Below are 16811 nucleotides of genomic sequence, written 5' to 3' on the forward strand. Positions count from 1 at the left end.
ACGCGGCCGGCACGCTGGAGAAGTACGGCGTCGAGCTGATCGGCGCCGACGTCGAGGCGATCAACAAGGGCGAGGACCGCGAGCTCTTCAAGGGCCGCGCCGTACGGGGAATGGCTGATCGCCGCCTTCGAGCGCTGGTACGGCGCGCCGCGACGGGAGACCGGGGTGCGGCTGTTCGAGGAGCTGGCGGTGCTGCTGCTCGGCGGCCGGGCGGCCAGCGAGGCGGTCGGGCTGGCCCCCGTCGACCTGGTGGTGATCGAGACGGACGGCACGATCGAGCAGGCCGACAGCCTCAAGGCGGCCTACGACGGGGCCCCGGGGACCGGCCTGGACGTATGGCGGCACGGCTTCGCGGAGGCGGCCGCGCACCCGGCCTTCCGGGCCCGCCAGCGCGGCCTCGCCGGCCTCGGACCGGTCTGCGCCGGCTGCCCGCTGGCCCGGGTCTGCGGCGGGGGGCTGTACGCGCACCGGTGGGCGGGGGACGGCTTCGGGCACCCCTCGGTGTACTGCGCGGACCTGGACCGGTTGATCCGGCACATCGCGGGGCGGCTGCGGGCGGGGGTGGCGGGGCTGGTGGGGAGTTGACGGCCCGCCGGGCTCCAAGGGCCCGGGCTCCGGGCGATGGGGGCGGGCTCGGGCGGCCCGGCGGCTCACCCGTCCGGGTCAAGCCCGGCCGCCGTCCGGCTGATCCGCCCCGGCGCGGGGAGACCGCGGGCGGGCCGGGCGGGTTGGGCGATGGTCGGCCCGACCGGGCCGGGAAGCCGCACACACGAGGAGGACGAGCGGTGGCGGGTACGGGCGAGGCGGTGGCGGCCGGGGTGCCGGGCGCGCGCGGGGCGGACGGTCTGCCCCGGCACGGAGTGGACCGGGCGACGTTCCGGGCGATCGCGGGCGCGCGCGGCGGGGCGGAGGCCGTCCGGCTGCTGCGCGCCGGGCAGTTGAGCAAGCGGGCGCTGCTGCTGCTGGCGCTGCGCCGGGCCGCGCCGGGGCACGACGGCTACCGGGAGGCGTACGCCAGGGTGCGGGCGCTGCAGCGGGACGACCGCGAGCGGTGGGAAGAGGTGCTGCTGCGGCCGGAGTTGGACGCCTGGGCGGCCGACTGCCTGCGCGGTGCGACGGCGGGGGAGGACGTCGCGCTCGACGGGCTGGGCGAGTTCCTCCGGAGCGGCCCCGGCCCGGCGCTCGCGCTGGAGTGCGAGGGGCTGCGCTGGTCGCCGTCGATCGACCACGCCGGCCCTCGCCGGCTGGACTACGGGCGTCCGCCGGCCGGGCCGTTGAGCTTCTCCGAACTCGCTCTGTGGGAGCGGCGGTTGGCGGAGGCGTGGAGCATCCTGGTGCGCCGTCACCCGCGCCACGCGCGGGCCGTCGCGGCCTGTGTGGCCACCGTCGTGCCGCTGCGGCCCGCCCCCGGCGGGGAGGCGGTCAGCGCCGCCGCCCGGCGGGCCTACGGTGCCGTGGCGGCCTCGCTGCCGGGCGATCCGGTGCTGCTGGCGCTGGCCCTGGTGCACGAGTTCCTGCACGTCCAACTCGGCGCCCTGCTGGACCTGGTGCCGCTGCACCGGCCCAACGGGGCGGCCGTCTACCACGCCCCCTGGCGGCCCGATCCGCGCCCGGCCGGGGCGCTGCTCCAGGGGGCGTACGCGCACCTGGGGGTGGCGGACTTCTGGCGCGCGGAGGCGCAGGCGGCCGCCGGCCGGGCGGGCGCCGGGGCGGGTGACGCCGTCCGGGCGCACGAGGAGTCCGTGCGCTGGCGGGCGCACACCCTGGCGGCCGGGGAGACGCTCCTGGGCTGCGGCGAACTGACCGTGGCCGGGCTGGAGTTCACGGCGGAGCTGGTGCGGGCCGTCCGGGAGCTCGGCGGGCCGGGGGAGCGAGGCCGGGGGAGCGAGCCCGAGGGGGCGGGTCCGGGCGGGCGGGCCCGCGGGAGCCGTTCCGGGGGCGTGGGCCCGGGGGAATGAATCCGGCGCGGTGAAGGCTTGGCCGGATGGCGCGCTTGCCCGGGGGCTCCACCGGGCACTCCCGGGGTGTGCCCGGGTGCCGGTCCCCGTCTTCGCCCCCGCGACGCGCTTCGGCGTGCGCCACGGCGAAGTGCGCGACCGCTGAACGGGTGAATTCCGGGGGGTCAACGCGCCGTCGTGCGACGTCGGCCGCCCGGGGAGCCCAACGTGAGTCCGCAAGGTGCCGCGCGGAGTCTTCGCGGGCACTACATTGGTCGCAACCGGGTGGGCTTACCCACCCTCGGCAGGTCCTAACCGCGCCTAAGGAAACGAACATGACTCCGGTAACCAGCACCAGGCCGGCCGGCAAGCTCACTGACCCTCAGGAGACGCCGGAACGCCCCTCCCTCGCCGATCTCGCCGCGCTCGGCGCGGAGGAGCTCGCCGCCCGCCTCCAGCGCGCGCTCCCCGGTGCGGACTCCGGCCTCGTGCCGGTCGCCGCCTTCAACTCCTCGATCTGACCGACCGGGACCTCCGAGCGGAACCCAGACCGAGCCGAACCGAACAGTCCCAGCTCCATGACGACGTCGATTCCGCTGCCGTTGACGCAGTTCGTGGTCAAGATGCACAGCAGGTGCGATCTGGCCTGCGACCACTGCTACGTCTACGAGCACGCGGACAGCAGCTGGCGGTCCCGGCCGAAGGTCATCGCGGACGGGATCCTGGCCAAGGCCGCCGAGCGCATCGGTGAGCACGCGGCCGCCCACCGGCTGCCCGCCGTCCGGGTCGTCCTGCACGGGGGAGAACCCCTGCTCGCCGGCCCGGACCGGTTGCGCCGGGCCGCCGAGGCGCTCCGGGCGGCGCTCCCGCCCGGCTGCGTGCTCGACCTGCGCATCCACACCAACGGCGTGCTGCTGGACCGGGCCTTCTGCGCGCTGTTCGCGGAGCAGGACATCAAGGTCGGCATCTCGCTGGACGGCGACCGGGCCGCCAACGACCGCCACCGGCGGTTCGCCGACGGGCGCAGCAGTCACCCGCAGGTGCTGCGGGCGGTCGGTCTGCTGAACGAGCCCGAGCACCGGCACCTGTTCGCCGGGCTGCTGTGCACGATGGACGTCGCCAACGACCCGGTGGCCGTCTACCGGGCACTCGCCGAACTCCGGCCGCCCGCCGTGGACTTCCTGCTCCCGCACGCCACCTGGGACGAGCCGCCCGCCCGTCCGGCGGCGCTGGGCGCCACCCCGTACGCCGACTGGCTGCTGACCGTCCACAGGCTGTGGGAAACGGACGGGCGGCCGTTCGCCGTGCGGACCTTCGAATCCGTGCACCGGACCCTGCGGGGGTTCTCCAGCCTCACCGAGTCGCTCGGGCTGGAACCCTCCGACCTGGCCGTCCTGGAGACGGACGGCACCTTCGAGCAGGCGGACAGCCTGAAGACGGCGTACGACGGGGCGCCCGTCACGGGGATGAACGTCTTCGCGCACAGCCTCGACGACCTCGCCCGCCACCCCGGCATCGCCGCCCGCCAGTCCGGCCTGGCCGGGCTGAGCGCGGCCTGCCGCGCCTGCTCCGTGGTGCGCTCCTGCGGTGGCGGGCTGTACGCCCACCGCTATCGGAGCGACGATGGAGGAGGCAGCTTCGACCATCCCTCCGTCTACTGCGGTGATCTCATGACGTTCATCAACGGCATTGCGGGGAGCGGGAGTCCGGTCGGCGTTCCGGCGCAGGCCGGCGAGGCCCCCCGGTCCGGCGCCGAGCCGCTGCTGCCCGGCGCGCTCACCCCGTCACAACTCGACGAGCTCGCCCGCGGATACGGCGGCGCGGAAACCGTCGCCGCGCTCGGCCGCTCCCAACTCGCCCTCACCCGGGCGATGCTGGCCGCCGCCTGGGACGCCTCCGGACAGGGACGGGCCGGGGCGTGGGCCCTGCTGACGGAACTCGACGCGGCGGCCCCCGCCGCCGTGGACGCCGTGCTCGCCCACCCGTACGCCCGCGCCTGGGCCGCCCGCCGGCTCGCCGGGGACCTCCCGGTCGGCCTCGGCCCGCTGGCCGCGCTCGCCGCGGCCGCCGCGGTACGGGCCGGGCGGGGTGACGCGGTGGCGGTGCCTGTGCGCGGCGGCCGGCTGCACCTGCCCACGCTCGGCCGGATCGCCGTACCCGACGGCGAGGCCGTGGTCACCGGGCGGGCGGAGGGCTTCGAGGTACGGGCGTCCGACGGAACGGTGCGCACCCTGGAGCCCACCGCCTTGGACGAACCCCTGCGGCGGATCCGGCTGGCCGGCGGCTGGACGGTCGCCCTGGAGGACACCGACCCGCTGCGCGACAGCCACGACCACCCGGTCACCGACCGCCTCTCCGAGGCCGAACTGCTCGACTGGACGGGCGCGTTGCGCGAGGCCTGGGAACTGCTCGGGCGCGACCTGCCCGGGTACGCCGAGGGCATCCGGGCCGGCCTGACGACGATCACCCCGCTGCGCCCCGGCCCGACCGGCCGGGACGTCAGCTCGGCGGCCCGACAGGCGTACGGCGCCGTCGGGATCGCCCGGCCCGCCACCGCGCCGACCCTCGCCCTGCTGCTCGCCCACGAGTTCCAGCACGTCAAGCTCGGCGCCGTACTGGACCTCACGGACCTGTACGACCGGGCCGACCCCACGCTGTACTTCGCCCCCTGGCGGCCCGACCCCCGGCCGCTCGAAGGGCTGTTCCAGGGCACCTACGCCCACCTGGCCGTCACCGAGTACTGGGGCACCCGCACCCGCGCGTACGACGGACTGCCGGGCCCGGCCGCCGACCGGGCGCGCGAACAGCTCGCGCTCTGGCGGCGGTACACCGCCGAGGCCGTGGAGCGGCTGGCGTCGTCCGGGGCCCTGACCGGGACCGGCTTGCGCTTCGCCGACGGCATGCGTGCCACCGTGGCACCCTGGCTCGAACTGCCGCTCCCCGCCGCCGCCGAGCAGGCGGCCGACCGGGCGCGGCAGGCACGGGCCGGGGTCTGACCTCCCACTCGCGCCGCCCCGGGACCTCCCTCGCCCGGGGCCCTCAACCCGGGGGAACCGCCATCCTCACCGAACCCCGCGCCGGCAGCGTCGCCGTCGCCTCCCCAGCCCTCCCCCTCGTCCGCGAACTCGTCGACCTCGGTGTCCGCCCGGGCACGGTGCTGCACGTCCAGGCGTCCCTGCGCGCCCTCGGACCGGTGCCGGGCGGGGCGGCCGGCCTGATCGAGGCCCTGCTCGAACTCCTCGGCCCCGACGGCACCCTGGTCGCCTACACCGCCACGCCCGAGAACTCCGCGACCTCCCGCATCCACCAGTCCGCCACCGCCGGTCTCTCCCCGGCGGAGGTGGCCGACTACCAGGCCCGGATGCCCCGCTTCGACCCGGCCGTCACCCCGGCGTCGCCCACCATGGGGGCGCTGTCGGAAGCGATCCGCTCGTGGCCGGGCGCGCTGCGCAGCCGACACCCGCAGACCTCCTGGGCGGCCGTCGGCCGGTTCGCCCGGGAGATCACCGCCCACCACCCGCTGACCTCCCACCTCGGCCCGGAGTCGCCGCTCGGGCGGCTCTACGAACTGGACGCCCAGGTGCTGATGCTCGGCGTCCCGATGGACCGCTTCACCGCCTTCCATCTGGCCGACCTGCGGCTGCCCGACGTGCCGGTGCGCGAGTACCGCTGCGTCGGGGAGGACGGCTGGACGGTGTTCCGCGCCCCCGACCTGGACGACCTCCACTTCGGCGCGCTCGGCACCGAGGTCCTGCGCACCGCCCGCGGCGTCACCACCGCCCGCGTCGGCGGCGCCGACTGCCGGCTCGTGCCGGTCCGGGAGGCCGTCGACCTCGCCGAGGCCGTTCTGCGGCGCGGGCGCCCCTGAAACCCGCCCCGCTCAGCCCCGCCATCGTGTTGCGTGGGACGCCGGCCAGGCCGGCGTCCCACGCACACGGCTTCCCGCCCGGAGCGAGGAGTCGGCCAGGGCCCGTTACGCGCCCTGGCCGTGCTCGGGTTCGTCGTGGATGGTCAGTGCTCCCGCGAGGTCGAGGTCGGCGACCGTGCCGTGCGCCCCGGCGCGGACGAGCAGTACGGCGCCGAGCGCGGTGCTCCAGAACGTCCTGGCCTCCACGCCGAGCGGTCTGCGGGTCCTCCAGCCGCGGCTGTCGACGAGCCGGCCCACGAAACGCTCGGACTGTCGGAACAGCAGCTGGAGGTGCCGGTCGACCACGGGGGCGAGGTCGGGCTTGGAGATCCCGGCGGCGAGTGCTCGCGCGACCGACGGGAGCGAGGGCATGGCCAGGACGGCGCGGGCGATGTTGCGTCGAAACGTCGCCGCGTCGGGGGCTTGGCGACCGAGGCGCTCGATCCGTCGGGCGTCGTGCAGCAGGCCGAGGAAGGCGGCGTGCACGAGGAGCGAGTCCTTGGAACCGAAGTAGTAGGTGACCTGGTTGGGGAAGGCGCCTGCCGCGTTCGCGATCTCCGCGACGCTCAACTCGGCGCCGGGCCGCTCCTCGCAGAGCCGTGCGGTCGCCTCGATCAGCCGGCGCCTCGTCGCGCGACCGCGGTCGCGCGACCGGGCCGCCGTTGACCGGACTTCGGTTCGCTTCTTCTCCACGCCTGAATTGTATGTGATACAACTGGCCGCGTTCGCTTGTATCGCATACAAGAAAGGTCCAAGGGCATGCACCGGACTGAAGTCGTCGTGACCGGACTCGGCGCGATCACGCCACTCGGTGGAGACGTGGCGTCCACCTGGAACGCCCTGCTGGCCGGCGAGTCCGGCATCCGCGGCGGGGTCCTGCCCGGCCACGAGGACGCCGGCCTTCCCGACACCGTCGCGGGGACGATGGCGGTCGACCCCGCCGCATCGCTGCCGCGGGTGCGGGCCAGGCGGCTCGACCGCTCGCAGCAGGCGGCCCTCGTCGCGGCGGCCGAGGCCTGGGCCGACGCCGGCTCCCCGCGGGTGGACCCGGACCGGCTCGCATCGGCGGTCGGCACGGGCATCGGGGGCATCCGGACGCTGCTGAAGGAGGACGACGCCCTGGAGGCGGCCGGGGCGCGGCGCGTCTCGCCCCGCACGGTCCCGATGCTCATGCCCAACGCGGCGGCGGCGCTGATCAGTATCGAATACGGTGCGCGGGCCGGCGTCTACACGCCCGTCTCGGCGTGCTCCTCCGGTGCCGAGGCGATCGCCCTGGCGGCCGGGCTCATCCGCGCGGGTGAGGCGGACGTGGTGATCGCGGGTGGAACCGAGGCCGCCATCACCCCGATCACCGTCGCCGGCTTCGCCCGGGCGCTGGCTCTGTCACGGCACACCGCCGAACCCGCCTCGGCCTCCCGGCCGTTCGCCGCGGACCGCAGCGGATTCGTCCTCAGCGAGGGCGCGGCCGTCGTCGTGCTCGAAAGCGCCGAACACGCCGCGGCCCGGGGCGCGCGCGTCCACGCGGTCCTCGCGGGCGCCGGCGTCGCCGCCGACGCCCACCACATCACGGCACCCGCTCCCGACGGCTCCGGCCAGGTCTCGGCCATGCGGAAGGCCCTCGCACGAGCCGGCCTGGCTCCCGAGCGGATCGGCCACATCAACGCCCACGCCACCGGAACCCCGGTCGGCGACCTCGCCGAGGCGCGCGCGATCCGGGAGGTCTTCGGCCGCGCCACCGTGACGGCTCCCAAGGCGGCGCTCGGACACCTCTTCGGCGCCGCCGGCGCGATCGAGGCACTCATCGCCGTCCTCAGCGTGAAGCACGGCGTCATCCCGCCGACCCGCAACCTCACCGCGGCCGGCGTCGGTCCGGACATCGACCTCGACGTCGCCGCGGAGCGACGGGACGTCCCCCAGGAGGCCGTGCTCAGCAACTCCTTCGGCTTCGGTGGGCAGAACGTCTCACTCGTCGTCACCGGCGCACGGCACCGGGCGTCCCGTACGGTGCCGACCACGCCATGACCCACGCGAACGCACCGCTGTCCGAGGGGCCGTCGCCAATTCAGGAGAGCGGAATTCCGCGCGGTGCTACGGTCGGGCGCCATGAGCTGGCTTCCCGATGACTTCGTCCACCCCGTCCACGTGCCGCTGCCGGACGGGGCCCATCACCTGCGGCCGGTCCGGGAGGCGGACGCCGTGCTCGACTATCCGGCCGTGATGGGCTCGCGCGAGCGGCTGTGGAGCATGTTCGGCCCGGCCTGGGGCTGGCCGGCGGCCACCATGACCTACGAGGCCAACCAGGCCGACCTGTTGCGGCACGAGAAGGAGATCGCCGCGCACCAGTCCTTCAACTACGCGCTGCTCGACGCGGCGGAGACGTCCCTGCTCGGCTGTGTCTACATCGACCCGCCGGAGAAGGCCGGGGCGGACGGCGAGATCGCCTGGTGGGTGGTGGACCGGCTGGTGGGCGGCGAGGTCGAGCGGGCGCTGGACGCCTTGGTGCCGCAGTGGATCGCCACTGAGTGGCCGTTCGAGCAGCCGCGCTTCCTCGGGCGTGGGGTCTCCTGGGAGGACTGGATCGCCTTGCCGGAGCACCCCGGTAGGTGAGCGGCCGCCGCCAGGGGCAGGCGCACGATGCGGGCCCCGTCCACTCGGCGGGGCCCGCGCCCGTGTGGTCAGGTCCTGAAGCCGGCCGCGAGGAGGTGGAGTCGGGCGAGCAGGGCGTCGGCGAGCGGGTAGGAGGCGTCGGCGGCCAGCCAGCGGCTCAGGGCCGTGACGTAGGTGTCGAACACCAGGTCGGCGAGGGCGCTCGGGTTCAACCCCAGCCGGATCTCGCCCTGTTCGTGCCCCCTGAGGGCGGCGGTGGCGAACGCCCGGGGGGCCGTCGTGCCGAGGGCGAAGGCAGCGTGGAGCACTCCGCTGTCGTGCAGTTCCTTCGCCAGCGGGTACTCCCGCTCGTTGAGCTCGGCGAGGGTGCGCAGTGCGCTCGCGAGCGCGTCGACGGCGGAGGCGTGCGCCTCGTCCTGCCGGTCCAGGACCTCGTGCCGCTGCTGGACCCAGGCGGTGACGAAGTCCTCCTTGCGGCGGAAGTGGTTGAAGGCCGTCTGGCGTCCCACGTCCGCGCGCCGGGCGATGTGGTCGTAGGTGGTGGCCGCGTACCCCTGGGTGGCGAACAGCTCCAGTGCCGCGGCGAGCAGCCGTTCCCGGGTCGCGGCGCGGCGTTGGTCGTGTCGAGTCGAAGTCGAGGTCACCTGGAAAGTGTACTTGAATACATGAGTGGACTGGAGTACATCTTGTACTCCAGTCCACCTAGCGAGGAGGTCAACCGATGGCCGTCCCGTACACCCTCGGCCTGCACGAAATCGCCGCCGACACCTACGCCTACCTCCAGCCGAACGGCTCCTGGGGCCTCAGCAACGCCGGGCTGATCGTCTCCGGCGGCGAGGCACTGCTCGTCGACACCCTGTTCACCGTCCCGCAGACCCGGGACCTGCTCGGCGCCGTCGCGCGGACCGTCCCGGGGGTCACCGTCGGCACCCTGGTCAACAGCCACAGCGACGGCGACCACTGGTGGGGCAACCAACTGCTCCCGGACGCCACCGTCATCGCCTCCGAGGCCGCCGCGGCCGACATGGCCCGCGACCACCTCCACGAACTCCTCGCCGCGCCCGGCGACCTGCCGCTCCCCCGGGTCGTCCAGGACATGCGGAAGGCCTTCGACTTCACCGGCATCGCGCCCACCCTGCCGAACCGGACCTTCAGCGGCGAGCTGGAGGTCGCCGTCGGGCGGCGCTCCGTCCGGCTGATCGAGGTCGGGCCCGCCCACACCCGGGGCGACGTGCTGGTCCACGTCCCCGACGCCGGGGTGCTGTTCGCCGGGGACATCCTGTTCGTCGGCGGCCACCCGGTGGTCCACAGCGGCCCGGTGGAGGGCTGGATCGCCGCCTGCGACCTGATCCTCGGCCTGGACGTCGACACGATCGTGCCCGGGCACGGCCCCGTCGTCGGCAAGCCCGAGGTCCGCATCTTCCGCGGCTACCTGGAGCGGGTCCGCGACCACGCCGAGCGGGTCCACCGGGTGGGCACCCCGGTGCTGCGGGCGGCGCGGGAGATGGACCTGGACGGCTTCGAGGACTGGGCCGACCGCGAGCGGCTGCTGCTCAACATCGGCGCCGTGTACCGCGAACTGAACGGCGACGGGACCCCGGGGGAGGAGGAACTGCTGCTCGGGCTCGACGAGTTCACCGTTGAGGCCGCCCGGCTGGTGCCGCGGCCGCCCGCCGAGATCGCCGCCCTCGCCGGCCGTCTGGACGGCCCCGCGGCCGCCCTCCTCGCCGAGGGCGCCGGGCCGCTGGCGGGCCGCCCGGTGCTCAACGTGCTGGCCACCATCGGCCACCACCCCGACCTGCTGGTCGCCCTCGCGCCCCTGCTCGCCCAGCTCAACCAGGGCCTGCTGCCGTTCCGCGAGCGCGAGTTGGCCGTCCTGCGCACCGCGCACCGCACCGGCTCGACGTACGAGTGGGAGCACCACGTCCGCCTCGGCGCCGCGGCCGGGCTGACCGGGCCCGAGATCGCCCGCGTCCAGGAGGGTTCGGAGCACCCGGACTGGTCGGAGCCGGACCGCACGCTGCTGCGGGCCGTCGACGAGCTGCACGACGGGCACGCGCTCGCCCCGGACACCTGGCGGGCGCTGGTCGAACGGCACTCCGAGGCGCAGGTGCTGGAACTCCTGGCGCTGGTCGGGACGTACGGGACGATCGCCGGCATCCTCAACACCTGCCGGGTCCCGCTGGACGGCTGGCTCGCCGGGGCGCAGGCGTGACGTGAAGGCGTGAAGCGCGGGCGCGCGGCGCGTGCGCGGGCGTGGGCGCGGGACGACCGCTGCCGACGGCCGACGGAACGGCCTGACCCGCGGACGACGGAGCCGCCCGACCCGCCGGGGCGGCCGGTCGGTTCCGGCCAGCGGCCCCGGACGGGATCAGGAGACGAAGTGGTCGAACTCTCCGGCCTTGGCGCCGAGGATCCAGGCGTTGAACTTGGCGCGGGTGGTGGTGACGACGAGGGCGGGGTCGTCGGACTGCCGGATGTGGACGTGGTCGCCCTCGGAGGCGATCTCGATCCAGTCGCCCCCGTCGCCGCTGGTGCTGGACCTCTGCCAGTCGAGGTGGTCCACGGATGTCCTCCCGGTGGTGCGGTGCGGCCGGAACGAGGGTACTGCTCCCTGTGCACGGGTGGCGGCATCGTTTCGGTCATGTCAATTCGTGCGAGACGTTGTGCTATTCCATTGGGGTGTCAGTCGTTCCTACACTGAAGCCCCGCCGCACGGGGGCTGCGGGAGGCAGGTTTGCCGACGGGCCCGGGGGAGGCGCGTGTGACTGACCGGGGCTGGGACGAGGACGACGCCCGCCCGTACTTCTTCCTCTCCTACGCGCACACCCCCAAGGCCGGTGCGCGGGGCGCGAGCGACCCGAACCACTGGGTCAGGCAGTTGTACCGGGACCTCTGCGAGGCGGTGCTCCAGCTCACCACCGTCCCGGACGGGGCCGCCGTCGGCTTCATGGACGAGTCCATGCACCAGGGCGAGCTGTGGGCCGACCGGCTGTCCGACGAGCTCGCGACGTGCCGGGTGTTCGTCCCCCTCTACTCCCCCCGGTACTTCAACAGCGTTCCGTGCGGCCAGGAGTGGCACGCCTTCACCCGTCGGCCGGTCTATCCGGCCAACCTCGACTCCGAGCGCACCAGCGGCATCGTGCCGGTGCTGTGGGCGCCGATGAGCCGCTACCGGCTGCCGAACGTGGCCAGTGAACTCCAGTTCAACCACACGAGTTTCGGCCCCGAGTACGCCACCGAGGGCCTGTACGCCCTGATGAAGCTCAGCTACTTCCGCTCCGCCTACGAGCTGGCCGTGCACAGGCTGGCGGCGCGGATCGTCCAGGTCGCGGAGGAGACGGTGATCCCGGTCGGGCGGCGGCTGGAGTTCAACGCCCTCCCGAGCGCGTTCAACGTGACCGCCCCGACCAAGCAGCTGCGGATCTCCGTACTCGCCTACCACCAGAACGAGTTGCCCGCCGACCGCAGCCCCGACTACTACGGCGACCGGCGCACCGACTGGCACCCGTACCGGCCGGTCGGCACGCCGATCGCCCAGCACGCGGCGCGGCTCGCCCGGCAGCTGGGGTTCCAGCCGACCGTGCACGAGTTCGACGACGAGGTGGAGTCGATCATCGAGGGCAACGCCGAGGCCCCGGGACTGCTGCTGCTCGACCGCTGGGCGCTGCGCGACCCGCGCCGGCGCGAGCTCGTCCGGCGCTTCGACCGCTCGGACGCCACCTGGGTGAGCATCCTGGAGCCGTTCAACGGCGACGACCCCGAGTGCGCCGAACGCTCCGACGAACTCGGCGACCTGAGCGACGAGACGCTGCGCATCTCCCGGCGGGCGAGCCGCCCCAGCTTCCTCGGCGCCACCGGTCCGACCGGACTGGGCAGCCTGGAGGACTTCGACGACGCGCTGCCCCGGGCGGCGATGAAGGCCAAGTACGCGTTCGAGGGCCGCATGCGGGTCGAACCGGAGGAACCGCCGCCGCCCCGGCCGAGCCTGCGGGACGCGTTCCGCCGCGGCGGAGGCGGGTACGGGCCGGACGGACCTCCGGAGGACCCCTTCGAGGACGACCAGGGCGACGACCGCGCGGGCGGCGACGGTGACGGCCGCCCCATCGGCACCACCCGCCGGAGCCGGCACAACGGCGACGATCCGCACCGCGAGCACGACCCGCACCGCGAGCACGATCCGTCCCGCGAGCACGCCCCGTACCGCGACGACGGCGATGAACCCGATGACGGGATGGCGCCCCTGGGAGGACGAGGACCGCGATGAACGACGACAACCGCACCAGGAACCTCCGCCTCGGCGGGCTCACCGCCGCAGAACTGGCCGCCCAGCGGGAGGCCGAGCGGCGGGCGGCGGAGCAGGACCGCAACGGCCGGATCATCACCTTCTACTCGTACAAGGGCGGTACCGGCCGCACCATGGCGCTCGCCAACACCGCCTGGATCCTGGCCGCCAACGGCTTCCGGGTGCTCACCGTGGACTGGGACCTGGAGGCGCCCGGCCTCGCCAAGTTCTTCCACCCGTTCCTGGACCCGGCCTCGCTGGCCGGTACGACCGGCATGATGGACCTGATCGCCGAGTACCGGGAGGAGGCGCTGCGCCCGGTCGAGCACGCCGAGGGCTGGCACCTGGACTTCGCCCGGGTGCACCCGCACGCGCTCTCGCTCAGCTGGCCGCACTTCCCGGCCGGCGGCAGCCTGGACTTCCTCTCCGCGGGCCAGTTCAACCGCGACTACTCCGAGGCCGTCACCCACCTCGACTGGGACATCTTCTACGACCGCTTCGACGGCGGGCAGTTCTTCGACGCCCTCAAGGCCGACATGGCCAAGCGCTACGACTACGTGCTGATCGACTCCCGCACCGGCCTGTCCGACATCGCCGAGATCTGCACCGTCCAGATGCCCGACGACCTGGTGGTCTGCTTCACCCTCAGCGACCAGTCGATCGACGGCGCCTCCCGGATCGCCCAGCACATCCACGACCGCTACCGCGAGCGCGGCATCCGCATCCTGCCCGTCCCGATGCGCATCGACGAGGGCGAGAAGGAGAAGGCGGACGCCGGCCGCGCCCTCGCCAGGGTCCGCTTCGACGGGCTGCCGACCGGCTACGACGGCGACGAACTCGCCCAGTACTGGGGCTCGGTGGAGATCCCGTACCGGCCGTTCTACGCCTACGAGGAGATCCTCGCGACCTTCGGGGACCAGACCGGCACGCCCACCTCGATGCTGGCCGCCTGCGAGCGGCTCACCTCCATGATCACCGAGGGCCGGGCGGCCGGCCTGCCGCCGATGGACGAGGAGGTGCGGCTGCGCTACGTGGACGCGTTCACCCGCCGCCGCCCGTCGGTGCCCGCGGACCTCTACCTCTCCTACGTCCCCGAGGACCGGATGTGGGCGGACTGGATCGAGTCCGTCCTGAGCCGGGCCGGCTTCCGGGTGCTGCCGCGCGACCTCAGCGCCGGCACCGACCCGCGCGAGGAGACCGAGCGCGGCATCGACTCCGCGTACCGGACGGTCGCCGTGCTCTCGCCCGCCTACCAGCGCTCCCCGCAGGCGCGGGCGCTGTGGGAGTCGGTGGTCAGCTCCGACCCCTCCGGCACCCGGCGCCAGCTGCTGCCGGTCCGGGTCGGCGACGTCCGGCTCACCGCGCCGTTCAGCAATCGCAACCCGGTCGACCTGGTCGGCCGCGACGAGGCGCAGTCCGTCCAGAGCCTGCTGCGCGCGCTCGGCCGCGGCGACACCCCGCTCGGCGACGCGCCCAGCGGTGGGCCACGCTTCCCCGGCAGCAAGCCCTCGGTGTGGGACGTCCCGCCGCGCAACCCCTCCTTCACCGGCCGCGCCGCCGTCCTGGAGCAGCTGCGCAACCAGCTGCGCGGCGGCATGGCGGCCGTGCTCCCCACCCCGCAGACCCTGTACGGGCTCGGCGGCGTCGGCAAGACCCAGGTGGCGCTGGAGTACGCCCACCGCTTCATGTCCGACTACGACCTGGTCTGGTGGATCGACGCCGAGCAGACCGAGCTGGTCGCCCCGGCGCTCGCCGAACTCGCCCGGCGGCTGGGCCTGCGGGTCGGCGACTCGGTGACCGAGGCCGCCGAGGCCGCCCGGGAGGCGCTGCGGCGCGGGGTGCCCACCTCGCGCTGGCTGCTGATCTTCGACAACGCCGACGAGCCGTCCGAGATCCGCCGGTTCTTCCCCGGCGGCTCCGGCCACATCCTGGTCACCTCCCGCAACCAGGCCTGGACCGGGCACGCCGAGGCGCTGGAGGTCGACGTCTTCACCCGCGGCGAGAGCGTCGAGCACCTGTGCCGGCGCGCCCGCAGCCTCTCCCGCCCGGACGCCGACCGGGTCGCCGAGGCGGTCGGCGACCTGCCGCTGGCCGTCGAGGTGGCCGCCGCCTGGCTGGACACCACCGGCACCCCGGTGGAGACCTACGTCAGCCAGTTGCACGCCGAGGCCGCCCGCGCGCTGGCCGTCGGCCGTCCGGCCGACTACCCGACCCCGGTCGCCGCGACCTGGAACGTGTCGATCGGACGGCTGCGCCAGCAGTCCCCGGCGGCCGTCCGGCTGCTCCAGCTCTGCGCGTTCTTCGCGCCCGAGCCGATCTCGATGAACCTCTTCTACAGCGATCAGATGATCCGGGCGCTGGTGCGCTTCGACGCCGACCTCAGCGACAAGTTCATGCTGGGCAAGGTGATCCAGGCGATCGGCCGGTACGCGCTGGCCAAGGTCGACGCCGGCAGCAACAGCTTCCAGGTGCACCGGCTCGTCCAGGCGGTGATCCGGGCCGGGATGACCGCCGACGAGCAGGAGGTCGCCGTCCACGAGGTGCACCGCATCCTCACCGGCGCCCGACCCGTCCTCGGCGACACCGACGACCCGGCCAACTGGCCCGCCTTCGACGAGATCTGGCCGCACCTGTCGCCCTCCAAGGCGCACAATTGCGACGAGGCGGACACCCGCCAGCTGCTCATCGACCGGGTCCGCTACCTGTGGAAGCGCGGCGAGCTCGACCGCGCCCGCGACCTCGGCCACGCGCTGGACGTGGAGTGGACCGGCAAGCTCGGCGAGGACGACCGGCAGACCCTGCTGCTGCGCTTCCAGCTCGCCAACGTGCTGCGCTCCCAAGGCAACTACGGCGAGGCGCTGGCCCTGGACGAGGACACCCTGGAGCGCCAGCGGGCCCTGCTCGGCGAGCACCACCCGTACACCCTGATGACGGCCGGCTCGCTCGGCGCCGACCGCCGGGCGCTCGGCCGGTTCCAGGCCGCGCTCGACCTCGACCGCGAAATCCTCGACCAGTTCCGCGAGTTGTTCGGCGACGACAACCCGCGCACGCTCTCCATGGCGAACAACCTGGCGATCGACTACCGGCTGGTCGGCGACAGCGAGGCGGCCCGCGAACTCGACCAGGAGACCCTCGACCGCCGCACCGCCGTGCTCGGCCCCAAGCACCCCTACACCCTGTCCACCAAGTCCAACCTGGCCCGCGACCTGCGCGAACTCGGCGACTACCGCGGATCGGTGGACCTGCTCCAGGAGGTCACCTCCGACCTCGGCGACGTGCTCGACCCGGACCTGCCGGAGAACCTGCGCAACGCCAAGTCGCTGGCCGTCTCGCTGCGCCGGATCGGCCTGCTCGCCGAAGCGCGCCGGATCACCAAGGAGACCTACGAGCGCTACCTGGAGCGCTACGGCGCCGACGCCCCCGACGCGCTCGCCTGCGCGCTCAACCTGGCCGCCGACCACAGCGCCTCCGGCGACAAGGAGGCCGCCCGCGACCTCTGCTCCACCGTCTTCGAGGGCCACCGGCGGCTGTTCGGCGACGACCACCCGTTCACCCTGGCCTGCGCCAACAACCTCGGCATCTACCTGCGGGGCAGCGGCGACGTCCAGGGCGCCATCGAACGCGGCCGGCTCACCGTCGAGGGGCTGAGCCGCTCGGTCGGTCCGGAGCACCCGTACACCCTCAACGCGATGATCAACCTGGCCAACGCGTACGGCGACGACGGACAGCTGGACCGCGCCGAGCGGCTCGGCCGGGCCGCGTACCAGGGGCTGTGCGACCGCTACAGCGCCCAGCACCCGGACGCGGTGGCCTGCGAGGCCAACCTGGCGATCACCCTGCGGACGGGCGGGCGGCACACCCAGGCGGCCGAACTGCGGGCGCGGGCGATCTCCGAGTTGATCCGGCAGTTCGGCGAGGAGCACCCCAACACGGTCTCCGCGCGCGGCTGGAAGCGGATCAACCGGGACCTGGAGCCGCAGCCGGTCTGATCGGGAGGGCCGTCCGGCCCTGCCCGGTCGGGAAGGCCGGGCAGGGCCGGGCGGCCGGGCACACCGGCGAGGCCGGGCCGGCCGGG

At 74.3% G+C, this 16811-nt stretch carries 13 protein-coding genes; 10 read left to right on the plus strand and 3 right to left on the minus strand.

What is annotated here, in order from left to right; genetic code table 11:
* Window positions 1-165: 165 nt before the first annotated feature.
* From AB0E96_RS15410 to AB0E96_RS15430, 5 genes are all read left to right on the plus strand, one after another.
* A complete protein-coding gene (locus AB0E96_RS15410; RefSeq protein ID WP_359823290.1) occupies window positions 166-585 on the plus strand; it encodes a hypothetical protein in 420 nt (139 codons plus the stop codon).
* 200 nt (window positions 586-785) lie between these two features.
* Window positions 786-1958, plus strand: coding sequence for an HEXXH motif-containing putative peptide modification protein (locus AB0E96_RS15415; protein WP_359823293.1), 1173 nt, complete (start codon window positions 786-788; stop codon window positions 1956-1958).
* A 314-nt stretch (window positions 1959-2272) separates the two neighbouring features.
* Window positions 2273-2458, plus strand: a complete 186-nt coding sequence (locus AB0E96_RS15420) for a hypothetical protein (protein WP_359823296.1) — start codon at window positions 2273-2275, stop codon at window positions 2456-2458.
* A 57-nt stretch (window positions 2459-2515) separates the two neighbouring features.
* Window positions 2516-4933 carry an FxsB family cyclophane-forming radical SAM/SPASM peptide maturase gene (locus AB0E96_RS15425; RefSeq protein WP_359823298.1) on the plus strand — a complete coding sequence of 806 codons (2418 nt, stop codon included), beginning with the start codon at window positions 2516-2518 and terminating at the stop codon, window positions 4931-4933.
* A 158-nt stretch (window positions 4934-5091) separates the two neighbouring features.
* A complete protein-coding gene (locus AB0E96_RS15430) occupies window positions 5092-5805 on the plus strand; it encodes an AAC(3) family N-acetyltransferase (RefSeq protein WP_359823300.1) in 714 nt (237 codons plus the stop codon).
* Between the two features lie 105 nt (window positions 5806-5910).
* Here AB0E96_RS15430 and AB0E96_RS15435 read toward each other — a convergent pair whose 3' ends face one another.
* Entirely contained in the window at window positions 5911-6537 is a 627-nt protein-coding gene (locus AB0E96_RS15435) for a TetR/AcrR family transcriptional regulator C-terminal domain-containing protein (RefSeq protein WP_359823302.1), read from the minus strand.
* A gap of 66 nt (window positions 6538-6603) precedes the next feature.
* On the opposite strand from AB0E96_RS15435, the gene AB0E96_RS15440 reads away from it, so the two are divergent.
* On the plus strand, window positions 6604-7866 hold the full coding sequence (locus AB0E96_RS15440) for a beta-ketoacyl-[acyl-carrier-protein] synthase family protein (protein WP_359823304.1): 1263 nt from the start codon (window positions 6604-6606) through the stop codon (window positions 7864-7866).
* Between the two features lie 81 nt (window positions 7867-7947).
* Window positions 7948-8451 carry an N-acetyltransferase gene (locus AB0E96_RS15445; protein WP_359823307.1) on the plus strand — a complete coding sequence of 168 codons (504 nt, stop codon included), beginning with the start codon at window positions 7948-7950 and terminating at the stop codon, window positions 8449-8451.
* 68 nt (window positions 8452-8519) lie between these two features.
* Here AB0E96_RS15445 and AB0E96_RS15450 read toward each other — a convergent pair whose 3' ends face one another.
* Window positions 8520-9095 carry a TetR family transcriptional regulator gene (locus AB0E96_RS15450; protein ID WP_359823309.1) on the minus strand — a complete coding sequence of 192 codons (576 nt, stop codon included), beginning with the start codon at window positions 9093-9095 and terminating at the stop codon, window positions 8520-8522.
* 77 nt (window positions 9096-9172) lie between these two features.
* Here AB0E96_RS15450 and AB0E96_RS15455 point away from each other — a divergent pair, with 77 nt between their 5' ends.
* Window positions 9173-10666 (plus strand): MBL fold metallo-hydrolase, encoded by a 1494-nt coding sequence (locus AB0E96_RS15455; protein ID WP_359823311.1) that lies wholly within the window; start codon window positions 9173-9175, stop codon window positions 10664-10666.
* A 156-nt stretch (window positions 10667-10822) separates the two neighbouring features.
* On the opposite strand, the gene AB0E96_RS15460 is transcribed toward AB0E96_RS15455, so the two are convergent.
* A complete protein-coding gene (locus tag AB0E96_RS15460) occupies window positions 10823-11017 on the minus strand; it encodes a DUF397 domain-containing protein (protein WP_359823313.1) in 195 nt (64 codons plus the stop codon).
* 198 nt (window positions 11018-11215) lie between these two features.
* Here AB0E96_RS15460 and AB0E96_RS15465 point away from each other — a divergent pair, with 198 nt between their 5' ends.
* Window positions 11216-12718 carry a TIR-like protein FxsC gene (locus AB0E96_RS15465; RefSeq protein WP_359823315.1) on the plus strand — a complete coding sequence of 501 codons (1503 nt, stop codon included), beginning with the start codon at window positions 11216-11218 and terminating at the stop codon, window positions 12716-12718.
* A gap of 152 nt (window positions 12719-12870) precedes the next feature.
* The gene (gene fxsT, locus AB0E96_RS15470; protein WP_359823338.1) at window positions 12871-16725 is read left to right on the plus strand and encodes an FxSxx-COOH system tetratricopeptide repeat protein; all 3855 of its coding nucleotides are present in this window, start codon (window positions 12871-12873) and stop codon (window positions 16723-16725) included.
* Window positions 16726-16811: the final 86 nt, after the last annotated feature.

Origin of the sequence: Kitasatospora sp. NPDC036755, from assembly GCF_040636595.1 — a bacterium.
In the GTDB taxonomy this organism is placed as follows: domain Bacteria; phylum Actinomycetota; class Actinomycetes; order Streptomycetales; family Streptomycetaceae; genus Kitasatospora.

What these genes read in the sequence shown, in the direction of transcription:
- AB0E96_RS15420 (WP_359823296.1), top strand. Translation starts at nt 2,273, where the DNA reads ATGACTCCGGTAACCAGCACCAGGCCGGCCGGCAAGCTCACTGACCCT.
- AB0E96_RS15455 (WP_359823311.1), top strand. Translation starts at nt 9,173, where the DNA reads ATGGCCGTCCCGTACACCCTCGGCCTGCACGAAATCGCCGCCGACACC.
- fxsT (WP_359823338.1), top strand. Translation starts at nt 12,871, where the DNA reads ATGGCGCTCGCCAACACCGCCTGGATCCTGGCCGCCAACGGCTTCCGG.
- AB0E96_RS15440 (WP_359823304.1), top strand. Translation starts at nt 6,604, where the DNA reads ATGCACCGGACTGAAGTCGTCGTGACCGGACTCGGCGCGATCACGCCA.
- AB0E96_RS15425 (WP_359823298.1), top strand. Translation starts at nt 2,516, where the DNA reads ATGACGACGTCGATTCCGCTGCCGTTGACGCAGTTCGTGGTCAAGATG.
- AB0E96_RS15445 (WP_359823307.1), top strand. Translation starts at nt 7,948, where the DNA reads ATGAGCTGGCTTCCCGATGACTTCGTCCACCCCGTCCACGTGCCGCTG.